We start from the raw sequence: 12,812 nt of genomic DNA, 5'->3' as shown, positions 1-12,812 counted from the left end.
TTCTCTTACTCGTCTTCTGCTTGCCTCGAGGATTCTCACTCGTCCTCGAGGATCCTCACTTGTCCTCGAGGATCCTCACTTGTCCTCGAGGATGCTGTCGGGCTGGATGTCGATCTTGGCGCCCGTGAGCTTGGCGGCGAGACGGGCGTTCTGGCCTTCCTTGCCGATGGCGAGCGAGAGCTGGTAGTCGGGCACCAGCGCGCGGACGGCCTTGGTCCCCGCGTCGAGCACGAAGCTCGAGGTGACCTTGGCGGGCGACAGCGCGTTGGCGACGAACTTCGCGAGCTCCTCGTCGTGGTCGACGATGTCGATCTTCTCGCCGCCCAGCTGCTCGGTGACGGCGCGCACGCGGCGTCCGAGCTCGCCGATGCAGGCGCCCTTGGCGTTGATCGACGGGTCGTTGGCCTTCACGGCGATCTTCGTGCGGTGGCCGGCCTCCCGAGCCAGCGACGTGATCTCGACGAGACCGTTCGCGATCTCGGGCACCTCGAGCGCGAACAGCTTGCGCACGAGACCGGGGTGCGTGCGCGAGACCGTGATCGACGGCCCCTTCGCGCCCTTCGACACGCTCGTGACGTAGACGCGCAGGCGCGCACCGTGGCGGTACTCCTCGCCGGGCACCTGCTCCTCGGGGGGCAGGATGGCCTCGACTGTGCCGAGGTCGACGTGGATCATGCGCGGGTTCGGCCCCTGCTGCACGACACCGGCGACGATGTCGCCCTCCTTGCCGCGGAACTCGCCCAGCACCGCGTCGTCGGCGATGTCGCGCAGGCGCTGGCTGATCACCTGCTTCGCGGCGTAGGCCGCGATGCGGCCGAAGTCCTCGGGGGTCGTCTCCTCCTCGCCGATGACCGCGCCCTCGTCGTCGCGCACGGGCACGAAGATGCCCACGTGTCCCGTCTTGCGGTCCAGCTGAGCGCGGACGCCTTCGGGCACCTCGCCGCTCTGCGAGACGTGCTTGCCATAGGCGGTCAGGATCGCCTGCTCGATGATCCGCACGAGCTCGTCGAACGGAATCTCCTTCTCACGCTCGACCGTGCGCAGCAGCCCCAGATCGATATCCACAGCGACCTCCCTATTCAGCTCTCACCGGCATACGTCCCGCCGATATCCCCCTGACATTACAGGATCGCGCCCGTCTCATCCTGTGAGCGCCAGGGCCGCAGCGGCGGTCTCAGCGGCGGGGCTCCGCGGCGCGTGTCCCGTGCAGGTGGTCACGGTGCTTGGCCGACTGACGACGGCGGGTGCTGAGGTCGATCGGCCCCGTGACGGTGTCGGCGTCCTCCCAGCACGCGATGCCCTTCACATCAGGCATCAGGTCGCGGGTGAACACGGGGTCGAGGCCGTCGCGGCGCTGGCGCGTGTAGTCGCGCAGCAGCCGGAACACGAGTCCCGACAGCAGGGCGACCGCCACGAGGTTGATGAGCGCCATCACGCCCATCACGGCGTCGGCCGCGTTCCAGACCACCGCGGCGGAGGCGACCGATCCGGCGAGCACCGCCAGCACCACCAGCACGCGGAACACCATCAGCACCCAGCGCCGCGACGAGATGAACTCGATGCTCGCCTCGCCGTAGTAGTAGTTGCCGATGATCGAGCTGAACGCGAGCATGAACACCACGACGGCCAGCGCGATCGACGTCCACGATCCGAGCGACGTCTCGAGCGCCAGCTGGGTGAGCTCGATGCCGGAGGGGCCGCCCTGCTCGATCGGCACCGCCACCAGCACCAGGAATGCGGTGATCGAGCACACGATCATGGTGTCGAAGTAGACACCCAGCGACTGCACGAGCCCCTGCTTGACCGGATGCGTCACGGCCGCCGCGGCACCGGCGTTCGGCGCGGAGCCGAGTCCCGCCTCGTTCGAGAACATTCCGCGCTTGGCACCCGTCAGGATGATCTGCCCCAGCGCCGCGCCGAGCACCTCGTTGAACCCGAACGCGTCGGTGTAGATCGAGACGAACGCGCCCGGGAGCTGCTCGATGTTGACCGCGACGACGCCGAGGCCGAGCAGCAGGTACGCCAGCGCCATCACGGGCACCAGCACCTGCGTGACATCCGCGATGCGGCGCACGCCGCCGAAGACGACCAGAGCGGTCAGGCCGGCCGTGGCCAGTCCGATGACGAAGGGCAGCCACGACGCGTCGATGCCGCTGAGGGTCTCGATCGCGGTCGCGGAGGTGAGCGCGATGGTGTTGGCCTGCAGCGCGCTGAACGCGAACGGGAAGCAGAAGATGAGGATGACGGCGAACACCACGCCCATCCACCGCGCGTTGAGGCCCCGTGCCATGTAGTAGGCGGGGCCGCCGCGGAATCCGTCGCTGTCGCGCACCTTAAACAGCTGGGCGAGCGACGACTCTGCGAACGCCGAGGCCGCCCCGATCGCGGCCATGAGCCACATCCAGAACACGGCACCGGGGCCGCCGATCGCGATCGCCGTGGCGACGCCGGCGATGTTGCCCGTGCCGACGCGGGAGGCGGCCGACATGGTGAACGCCTGGAACGACGAGACCGACTGCGGTCGCCCGTCGGCGTCGCGCGGGGTCTTGTCCGTGAGCGTGCGGAACATCTCCGGGATGAGCCGGATCTGCACGACGCCGGAGCGCACCGTGAGGTAGACGCCGAGCACGGCCACCACCGGCAGCACGATCCAGGTCCAGAGGTTGTCGCCCCACGTGGCGAGCCAATCGGCGATCGATTCCATCCCGTCAGTCTGCGCCGCACGACCGCGGCCCCGCCACCTGAGAAGGGAGCGGGGCCGCATGCCGGGCGTGTCGGGACGTCAGATGCGGACGCCGTCCGACACGGCCGTCGCGGACTCATGCCCCTCGAGCGTGCCCGTCACCTCGACGGTGATGACCTTGCCCTTGTACCTGCCGGTGAGGTGGAACTGCCGCCCGGTCTCACCCGCGATCGGCTCGCCGTCGGCCATCCACTGGTACGACAGCTGCGCGCCCGCCGTCCACTGTCCCGGGTCCACCGAGAGCTTCGCGCCGGGCTTGACGCCCTGCTTGCCCGCCGTGATCACCGGCTCGCCGGCCTCGACCGCCGCCCGCGCCTCCACCGCGATCGGCAGGCGCACGACGGTGCCCGACGGCTCGACGGTGATCTCGAGCGTGGCGGCGCCGGCGGCGGTGTCGGCCGGGATCGCGACCGCACCGGCGAGGGCGCCCTCCGACACCGGCAGCTCGCCGAGCGAGACGCCGTCGAGCGTCACCTGAGCGGCTGTGTTCCGCGGCGCGCCCAGAGACGTGAGGTCGAGCCCCGAGACCGCCAGTCGCACGTCCTCACCCGCGCGAACCGTGCCCGGCGCCTCCGGGACGATCGCCCGCGCCCGATCGAACGCGGGTGACAGCGGCGTGTTCTGCTCGAGGTATGCGATCCATGCGTCGCGGTCCACGAGACCCGAGTCGCGTGCATCCGACCCTTCCGTGAAGGCCCGGAAGTTGTCACCTCCCGTTGCGAGGAAGGAGAACGTCCCCACCGTGATCTCGTCATCGGCCTGCACCAGCTCGCCGTCGATGTAGATCGCCGAGACATTGTCGCCCGGGGTTGCCAGCGGGTCGCCGGTCGTGGCGGTGTAGGTCACGTTGTCCGACAGACCCAGCGCCAGGTACGGCCGCGAGGGGCGGGCGCCCGTCGCATCCGTCTGCCACTGCTGCTCGAGCAGCTCGTCGAGCTGCTCGCCGGTCAGCGTGACGGTCCACAGGTTGTTGACGAACGGCAGCACGGCGTTGGCCTCGGCGTAGGTGATCACGCCGTCCTCTCCGTAGCGCAGGTCGGCGCGCAGGCCGCCGGGGTTGACGACGCCGATCTCGGCGCCGCCGCGCGCGTCGTCCGCGAGGCTGTCGCGGAGCGAGTTGGCGACCAGCTTGCCCAGCGCCGACTCGCTCGCGCGGTCGTCCCGCGTGCCGCCGGTCCAGACGCCGTCGACGTAGGAGCCGCCGGCGAAGGCCGTCGTGATGTCGGCCGTGACCTCGGCGATGGGCTCGTCGCCGACCTCCGCCGCGTGGGCGAGCGCGGCATCCACGATCGACTTCACCTCTGTGAGCACGGGGCTCGCCGCGATCTGGTCGGCGGTCGGCGCGGCGGCGCGGGCCACGTTCTCGACCGCGTAGTCGACCACCTCGAGCGTCTCGCGGTCGAGCGTCAGCGACACGTGGCCGAGGAACTCGCCGTAGTTGCCGGTCTGGATGATCGGCCGAGTGCGGTCGGTGCCCTCGATGGGGGCATCCCACGCGTACTGCTTGTGGGTGTGACCCGTCAGGATCGCGGCGACGCGCGGATCGGTGTCGGTCACGATCGACGCGAACGCACCGCCCGCGGCGACCTCGTCCGCGATCGACGAGCCGTCCGGTGTGCCGGCACCCGCGCCCTCATGCACGAGCGCCACCACCAGGTCGGCTTCGCCGTTGGCGGCATCCCCGTCGAGCAGCTGCTCGGTCACGCGGTTGAGCGCCTGCACCGGATCGCCGAACTCGATGTCGGCGATGCCCGCGGGCGACACCAGCGTGGCCGTCTCCTCCGTGATCACGCCGACGAAGCCGATCTCGACGCCGTTGACGTCGATCACGTCGTACTCGTCGAGCGCCGGGGTCTGCGTGCCCTTCAGGTACACGTTCGCGCCGAGATCGCTGTACTCCGTGGCGGGTGCGACGCGGCCCGTGAGGTCCTCCAGGCCTTGGTCGAGCTCGTGGTTGCCCACAGCGGAGGCGGCCAGGCCGAGGGCGTTCAGCACATCGATCGTCGGCTGATCCTTCTGCACCGACGACGCGAACAGCGAGGCGCCGATGTTGTCGCCCGCGGACACGAACACCGATCCGTCGGGGTTCTGCGCCTTCAGGTCCTCGACCGTCTTGGCGAACGCGACCGTATTGCCGTCGATGCGCCCGTGGAAGTCGTTGATGTTCAGGATGTCGAGCTCGACGGGCGCCGCGGCGTCGCCAGGGAGGTCGAGGCCGACGAGCTCCGGGTTGTGGTCGCTGGCACGGAAGACCGAGTCGTCGTACAGGATCGTGGCGTTGTAGTTGTGGCGGCTGTACTCGAAGCCGACCTGCTCCTGCGCGTTGATCTGCCAGACGTCGACGCCCGTCACCATCTCGAGCGCGCCCGCGTTGGCGAACACGTGGTCGAGCGATCCCTCCATGCCGTCGAAGCTGTAGGTCGCCTCCCCTCCGTTGAGGGCGGCGTTGAGCTCGGTGTAGCCGGACTCCTCGATGAGCTGGATCGGGTCTTCCTTGGCATACGCGTTGAAGTCTCCGGCGAGGAACACGTCCTCGATGCCCGTCTCCTCGGTCAGCTGCGCCGCGAAGTCCACGAGAGCCTGGGCCTGACCGACGCGGTCGGGGTTGGCGTTGCCCTGGCCGGTGCCGTCGTCGACGCCCGAGCCCTTCGACTTGAAGTGGTTCACCGACACCAGGAAGGCGTCCTCGTCCGCGGCGCCGACGCCCTTGAACGCCTGGAACAGCGGCTCGCGCGCGTTGTCGAAGTTCTCCTCGTCGATCAGGATGCGCGACTCGCCCACCGGCGCGACGTCGGCCGGCTTGTAGATGAAGGCCGTGCGGATCACGTCCTCGTCCGCGACCGCGGGCACCTCCTGCGGCGAGGGCACGTACTCCCAGACGTCGGATCCGGCGTGCTCGTTCAGTGCATCGACGAGGGTCGCGACCGCGAAGTCCCGGTCCTTGCCGAAGTGGGCGGAGTTCTCGATCTCCTCCAGCGAGACGATCGAGGCCCCGAGTCCCGTGATGGCCTTCACGATCTTGATCTCCTGGCGCGCCAGGTCCTCGGCCTCGGCGGCACCGCGCGGACCGAGCGACCCGCAGTCGTTCGCCGTCACCGGGTCGCCGGCACGGTCGTCGTACGTCGTGCACGAGCCGCCTGCGGCGACGTGCTCCTCGACGGTGGTCGGGAAGTAGTTGAGCACGTTGAAGGTGGCCAGGCGCACGTCGCCCCCGACATCCTGCGGCTGAAGGTTCGGCGTGCGGGTGTCGCTGAATGTCACGACGTCGGTGCCGTCGCCCGTGACCGGAGCGGTGGGCTGGAAGTTCCAGGCGTCATAGCGGTACTCGAGCACGACGGGCTCATGGAAGGTCGCCACCGAGCCCACGCGCACCGGGTTGGCCGGCGTGAGGTACGGCAGCGGCGTCGCCTTGTTGGCGTTGCTGTTGAAGTTCGTCGACGAGCCGTCGTCGAGCGTGATCCGGCGCGCGTCGTTCTCGGCCGCGATCGCGGCGAGACCCGCCGTGTCGTCGGCGTCGGCGTGCTCGGTCGGGGTCTTCAGTGCGCCTTCGCCGTGGGCGAGCACGAACGATCCGTAGTAGTTGGCGTCGTAGTTGTCGCTGACCGTGAAGCCCTCGGCGGGGAGGACGAGCTCGCCCTCATGCGCCTCCTTCTCCTCGGCCGTGTCGATCGTCGCCCACCCGGTGAGCGGCGTGATCGTGCCCAGGCTCTCGGTGAGCACCTCGACACCTCCGGCCGCGGGCGTGATCTCGGTCGTGCCCAGGTGCTCGCTGACGGCGCCGGTGACCGCAACGCTCTGGCCGATCTCGGCGCGCGCGTGCGAGCCGTAGACGAAGATCGCGTCGGATCGACCGTCCGCGGGATCGCCGGCCGGATCCTGCACGTAGAACCCGTTGAAGCCGCCCGTGCGGTAGTCGGCCGTCACGACGCCCCGCACCGTCACGGTGCGGCCGGCCAGGGGCGACGCGTCGCTCGCCCCCTGCACGTCGGCGATCGCGACGACCTCGGCCGGAGCGGTCGGCGTGGGAGTCGGCGTGGGGCTGGTCGTCACGGTGGGCGTGGGCGTCGGCTCGGGCTCCACCCCGCCTCCGGAGTTCTGCGGGGTCGGCGCGCCGACGGCGAAGTCCGCGGCGTTGCGATCGGTGTCGACGCCTGCGGCCGTGCGGCCCGCGGCGGTCGAGTTCGACAGCGCGGGCGTGGCGGCGCCCTCGAAGGTGTTCGCGGTGCCGTAGCCGACCGCGTCGATCAGGCCCGCGTGCCCCGCGACGTCGCCCGTGCCGGTGAACCTCGTGGCGGAAGGCAGCAGGAGCACCTGTCCGCTGCCGCCCGCCAGAGACAGGGTCCCGACCTGATCGGGGGCCGGCAGCGGCGTCGTGCCGCCCGAGCCCTGGGCCTCCTGCACCAGGAAGAAGCCCTTGGCCGGGATGGTGCCGTCCAGCACGTTCACGCCACCCGAGCCGCCGGCGGCCGAGCGGTACTCCAGCGCCATGCCGTCGAGCGAGATCGGCGCATCCGTCGGGTTGTAGAGCTCCACGAAGTCGTGGGTGTACACCGCGCCGCTGTTGCCGCCGCCGCCATACACCTCGTTGATGACGACCGCGCCGCCGTCGGGGGCGGCGAACGCCGTGCTGGGGAGGAAGGAGGCGAGGCAGCCTGTTGCGAGGGCTGCGCTCGCGACGACCGCGGCACGTCGACGCGCGGGGGCCGGACCGATGAGGGGCATGGGCGATCTCCGGGGGGTGAGAGGAGCGGTGCAAACGATCCAGAGAACCACGCCGGTGACGGCGGAGGCCTGGGCAGAACTCCCCCCACACTGCTCCCACCGCGTTTCGTGCCCCTGACGGCGAGGTGACGACGAGGAGAACGGCCGACGGCGCCTCCGCACGCGCCGAGGCCCCGGTCAGAAGACCGGGGCCTCGGCGCTGTCGAGAGGGATCAGCCGACCAGTCGGGCGACCGCCTCGGCCGCGGGCACCACCTCTCGCTCACCCGAGCGACGATCCCACAGCTCGACCTGGCCGTCCGCGGCGCCGCGACCGACCACCAGCAGCTGCGGCACGCCGATCAGCTCGGCGTCGCCGAACTTGACGCCCGGCGACACCTTGGGGCGGTCGTCGAACAGCACGTCGAGGCCGCCGGCCTCGAGCTCGGCCACGACCTGCTCGCCGAGGTTCAGCGCGTCGTCTCCCTTGCCCGTGGCGACCACGTGCACGTCGAACGGTGCGACGGCGGCCGGCCAGATCAGGCCCTTGTCGTCGTTGTTGAGCTCGGCGATGGCGGCGAGGATGCGCGTCACGCCGATGCCGTACGAGCCCATGGTCACGGTCACGAGCTTGCCGTTCTGATCGAGCACCTTCAGCCCCAGCGACTCGGCGTACTTGCGCCCGAGCTGGAACACGTGGCCGATCTCCATGCCGCGCTCGAGCGTGATGGGGGTGCCGTCGGGCGCGATGTCGCCCTCGCGCACGGTGGCGACGTCGATCACGCCGTCGGGCGTGAAGTCGCGGCCCGCCACGACGGAGTGCACGTGCTTCTCATGCTCGTTGGCCCCCGTGACCCACGCCGTGCCGTCGACGACGCGCGGGTCGACGAGGTAGCGGATGCCGCTGGCCGACTCCTCGCCCAGCACGGGGCCTGCAGCCGACCACGGGCCGATGTAGCCCTTGACCAGCGCGGAGTGCTTCGCGAAGTCGGCCTCCGTGGCCGCCTCGACCTCCGCCGGCGCGAAGGCCGCCTCCACGCGCTTGTCGTCGACGTCGCGATCGCCGGGCACGGCCACCACGACCAGCTCGCGCCGGCCATCCGGGTGCTTCAGCGCGAGCACCACGTTCTTCAGGGTGTCCGCCGCGGTCCACTCCCCTGCTGCGGGCTTCTCGACATGCGCGTTCAGGTGATCCACGAGCGTCTGGATGGTCGGCGTCTGAGGCGAGTCGAACACGACGGGAGCGCCATCCGGGATCGGCAGCGCCTCGGGCGCCCGCGTCTCGAACGCCTCGACGTTCGCCGTGTAGCCGCCCTCGGAGCGCACGAACGTGTCCTCGCCGATCGGGGTCGGGTGCAGGAACTCCTCCGACTTCGAGCCGCCCATCGCGCCGGCGTCCGCCTTGACGATGACGTACTCCATGCCGAGGCGCTGGAAGATGCGCTCGTAGGCGTCGCGCTGCGCCTGGTAGGACGCGTCGAGGCCCTCGTCAGAGGCGTCGAACGAGTACGCGTCCTTCATCGTGAACTCGCGGCCGCGCAGGAGGCCCGCGCGGGGACGCGCCTCGTCGCGGTACTTGTCCTGGATCTGGTAGATGGTCAGCGGCAGGTCCTTGTACGACGAGTACAGGTCCTTCACGAGCAGGGTGAAGGCCTCCTCGTGCGTGGGCGCGAGGAGGTAGTCGGCCCCGTGGCGATCCTGCAGGCGGAAGATGCCGTCGCCGTACTCGGTCCAGCGGTTCGTGGCCTCGTAGGGCTCGCGCGGCATGAGTGCCGGGAAGTGCACCTCCTGCGCTCCGGCTGCGGCCATCTCCTCGCGGATGATCTGCTCGACCTTCGCCTTCACCCGCAGGCCGAGCGGCAGCCAGGCGAAGATGCCGGGCGCCTGGCGCCGGATGTACGACGCGCGAACCAGGAGACGGTGGCTGACGACCTCCGCATCGGCGGGGTCCTCGCGAAGCGAGCGGAAGAAGAAGGAAGAGAGCCGCGTGACCATAGGCGTCCAGTCTAGGGATTTAGGCGCCTAATCTTGACCGGTGACGACCGTGCTGCTGACTGGATTCGAGCCGTTCGCGGGCGATGCCCGCAACCCCTCGGGCGAGGCCGTCGCCGAGGCCGCCCTGACGTGGGCGGGGCCCGAGACCCTCGTCACCGCGACGCTGCCGGTGGAGTTCGACGCCGCCGCAGCCGAGCTGCGCCAGCTGATCGCCGAGTTCGCACCGGATGTCGTGATCGCCACGGGGCTCGCCGGCGGGCGTCCCCACGTGACGCCTGAGCGGGTGGCGATCAACCTGCGGGACGCCCGCATCCCCGACAACGCCGGCGCGCAGCCGATCGATGAGCCGAGCGTCGCCGGCGGCCCGGCGGCCTACTTCTCGTCCCTGCCCGTCAAGGCGATCGCCGCCGCCATCGAGGGTGCCGGCATCCCGGCCGCCGTGTCGCACACGGCGGGCACGTTCGTGTGCAACCACGTGTTCTACGTCGCCGCTCACGAAGCCGCGTCGCGCCCGGGCATGCGCGCCGGCTTCGTCCACGTGCCGTGGTCGACCGAGACCGCGCCCGAGGGAGCCGCCTCTCTTCCGGCGATCGACATCGCGCACGCGCTCCAGCTCGCGGTGCGGACGGCGCTCGACGTCACCGTCGACGCCGGAGCGAGCGCCGGCGCCCTGCACTGATCAATAGGCTGGCGGCATGCCGGCCCGCCACGCACGCCTGTCTCCGTCCGCCGTCCAGACGCAGCTGGCCGAGTCGCTCGCGGCCCTGCGCCGCGAGCTCGAGCTGCCCGGGGAGTTCCCGGCCGAGGTGATCGCCGAGGCGGACGCGGTCGTCGCGTCCGGGGAGGCCGTGGACGGATCGGATGCCGAACGTGCGGACCTGCGGGATCTCGCGTTCCACACGATCGACCCGGAAGGATCGCGCGACCTGGATCAGGCGCTGTGCATCGCGCGGGACGGCGCCGGCTTCGTCGTCCACTACGCGATCGCCGACCTCGCGGCGTTCGTGCGCCCCGGCGGTGCCATCGACGCGGAGACGCACCGTCGCGGCCAGACGCTGTACGCCCCCGACGGCTCGGTGGCGCTGCACCCCGAGGTGCTCTCGCACGGCGCCGCCTCGCTGCTGCCCGAGCAGGATCGGCGCGCGTACGTGTGGCGCTTCGCTCTCGATGCCGCCGGCGCGCAGCACGGGCCCGCGCGACCCCCCGTGCGGGCGTGGGTGCGCTCGCGCCGGCAGTGGAGCTACGTCGACGCGCAGGCGGCCGTCGACCGCGGGGACGCACCGGACGCGCTCGCGCTGCTCGCCGAGGTCGGCCCCGCGCTGGTCGCCCAGGAGGCCGCGCGCGGCGGTGCCAGCCTGAACTCGCCCGAGGAGGAGATCGTGGCGACCGACGCGGGCTATGACCTGCGGGCCCGTGTGACGCTGCCGATCGAGGACTGGAACGCGCAGATCTCCCTGATGACGGGGATGGCGGCCGCGGCGATCATGCTCGAGCGGGGTGCGGGCATCCTGCGCACCCTCCCTGCGGCCGACGCCGAGGCGATCGCCGAGTTCCGCCGCCGCGTGGCGGCGATCGGCCATCCGTGGCCCGACGACATGCCGTACGGCGAGTATCTGCGCCGCGTCGACCACGCCGACCCGGCGGCTCCCGCGATCATGCAGGCGGCGAGCGGTTTGTTCCGAGGCGCCGACTACGTGGCCTTCGACGGCGTGCGCCCCGAGCAGCCGATCCAGGCGGCCATCGCCGCCCCGTATGCCCACACGACCGCTCCCCTGCGCCGCCTGGTCGACCGGTTCGTGCTCGCGATGTGCACCGACGCCCCGGCGTGGGCCCGCGAGGCGCTGCCGGGGCTGGCCGAGACCATGCGCCGATCCGGCTCGCTCGCGAGCCGCCTCGAGGCGGGAGCGGTCGACCGCGTCGAGGCCGCCGTGCTGCACGGGCGTGTCGATGAGGAGTTCGACGCCACGGTCGTGTCGCAGACCAAGGGCGGATCGCGCATCCAGATCGCCGATCCGTTCGTCACCGCGACGATCTCCGACCCGCGCGATCCCGGTTCCACGATCCGCGTGCGCCTGACGGGCACCGACATCGGCGAGGGACGCGTCACGTTCGCGGTCGTCTGAGCGCACGCCGCGTCTCCGTCCGCCGCGTCGCGTAGGCCCCGTCGGCGCGGGCATGTCCCCGTTGTGGCCACGTCGGCTGAGAGCGTGTCCCAGTAGTGGCCACTTCGGCTGAGCGCGTGTCCCAGTTGTGGCCACTTCGGCTGAGAGCGTGTCCCAGTTGTGGTCGGAATCCGCCGCTCATTCAGGCCACAAGTGGGACACGCACCGGGCGGCCGACCTGCCAGGGGGCCGAGCCGCCACGGCGCCCGGCGCGATGGGGCCCGATACGCTCGCCACATGAAGTTCAGTCTCTGGCTCCCCGCGAACCTGCCCTGGCACGATCTGCACGCCGCCGCGGCGCACGCCGCCGGCACGGGCGGATGGCGCGGCCTCTGGCTCGAGGACCACTTCATGGACAACACCGCCGAGCCGAACGACGGCGCGCGCGGCGAGTGCCTCACGCAGCTGACCGCGCTCGCGGCGACCGTGCCGGACGTGCGGATCGGATCGCTGGTGCTCGGCAACACGTACCGTCATCCGGCCGTCGTGGCCAAGCAGGCGGCCGCGCTGAGCGACATCTCGGACGGCCGGTTCGTGCTGGGCGTCGGCGCCGGCTGGCAGGAGAACGAGCACCGCGCGTTCGGCATCGAGTTCGGCGACGTGCCGAGCCGCATCCGCTGGTTCCGCGAGGCGCTGCAGGTATGGACCGGGCTGCGGGACGAGACGTTCACCGACTTCGAGGGAGAGCGCTACCGCCTCGAGCACGCGTCGCTCAACCCGAAACCGCACGCGACCCTGCCGATCCTGATCGGCGGCAAGGGCGAGAAGGTCATGCCGAAGCTCGTGGCGCGCTACGCCGACGAGTGGAACATGTGGGCCACGCCCGAGCTGTTCGCCGGGAAGAACCGCATCTTCACCGCCGCGCTCGAGGACGCGGGCCGCCAGCCGAGCTCGCTGTGGCGCACGACGCAGGCGCTGGTCTTCTTCGACGACGCCGCGAAGGCGGCCGCCGTGAACGCGAAGGGCCGACCCGCTATCGGCGGCAGCGCGGCCGAACTCGTGGACATCATGGGCGCGTACGCCGAGGCAGGCGTGGACGAGTTCATCCTGCCTCTCACGTCGCTGCGCGACGTGGCGAAGATCAACGACCTCGGCGACCGCTTCCTGGCCGAGGTCGCCGCGCAGGGCGGCTGAGGCGCGCCGTCGCAGACCTGAGCTCGAAGACGCCCGATGGCGCGATAGCTCACGCTCGAGAACGCGCTGAGCGTCGTC

7 protein-coding genes are annotated in these 12,812 nt (G+C 70.9%); 3 read left to right on the top strand and 4 right to left on the bottom strand.

The window, feature by feature from the left end; all coding sequences use genetic code 11:
• Positions 1-75 precede the first annotated feature (75 nt).
• The 4 genes from nusA to ABTW64_RS12040 form a co-directional block, all read right to left on the bottom strand.
• On the bottom strand, positions 76-1,065 hold the full coding sequence (gene nusA / locus ABTW64_RS12055; RefSeq protein ID WP_350622699.1) for a transcription termination factor NusA: 990 nt from the start codon (positions 1,063-1,065) through the stop codon (positions 76-78).
• Between the two features lie 109 nt (positions 1,066-1,174).
• Positions 1,175-2,704: an alanine/glycine:cation symporter family protein gene (locus ABTW64_RS12050; RefSeq protein ID WP_350622697.1), complete on the bottom strand. Its 1,530-nt coding sequence runs from the start codon at positions 2,702-2,704 to the stop codon at positions 1,175-1,177.
• A gap of 78 nt (positions 2,705-2,782) precedes the next feature.
• On the bottom strand, positions 2,783-7,465 hold the full coding sequence (locus ABTW64_RS12045) for an ExeM/NucH family extracellular endonuclease (RefSeq protein WP_350622695.1): 4,683 nt from the start codon (positions 7,463-7,465) through the stop codon (positions 2,783-2,785).
• 212 nt (positions 7,466-7,677) lie between these two features.
• Positions 7,678-9,438: a proline--tRNA ligase gene (locus ABTW64_RS12040; RefSeq protein WP_350622693.1), complete on the bottom strand. Its 1,761-nt coding sequence runs from the start codon at positions 9,436-9,438 to the stop codon at positions 7,678-7,680.
• A gap of 40 nt (positions 9,439-9,478) precedes the next feature.
• Between ABTW64_RS12040 and pcp the strand changes: the two genes are divergently transcribed.
• The 3 genes from pcp (at position 9,479) to ABTW64_RS12025 (ending at position 12,734) form a co-directional block, all read left to right on the top strand.
• Positions 9,479-10,117: a pyroglutamyl-peptidase I gene (gene pcp / locus ABTW64_RS12035; RefSeq protein WP_350622691.1), complete on the top strand. Its 639-nt coding sequence runs from the start codon at positions 9,479-9,481 to the stop codon at positions 10,115-10,117.
• Between the two features lie 16 nt (positions 10,118-10,133).
• Positions 10,134-11,561, top strand: coding sequence for an RNB domain-containing ribonuclease (locus tag ABTW64_RS12030; protein WP_350622689.1), 1,428 nt, complete (start codon positions 10,134-10,136; stop codon positions 11,559-11,561).
• 276 nt (positions 11,562-11,837) lie between these two features.
• The gene (locus ABTW64_RS12025; RefSeq protein WP_350622687.1) at positions 11,838-12,734 is read left to right on the top strand and encodes an LLM class flavin-dependent oxidoreductase; all 897 of its coding nucleotides are present in this window, start codon (positions 11,838-11,840) and stop codon (positions 12,732-12,734) included.
• The last annotated feature ends 78 nt before the right edge of the window (positions 12,735-12,812 follow it).

Source organism: Microbacterium sp. NPDC096154, from assembly GCF_040302945.1.
Classification (GTDB): Bacteria; Actinomycetota; Actinomycetes; order Actinomycetales; family Microbacteriaceae; genus Microbacterium.
This window is presented reverse-complemented; position numbering and strand designations above follow the sequence as displayed.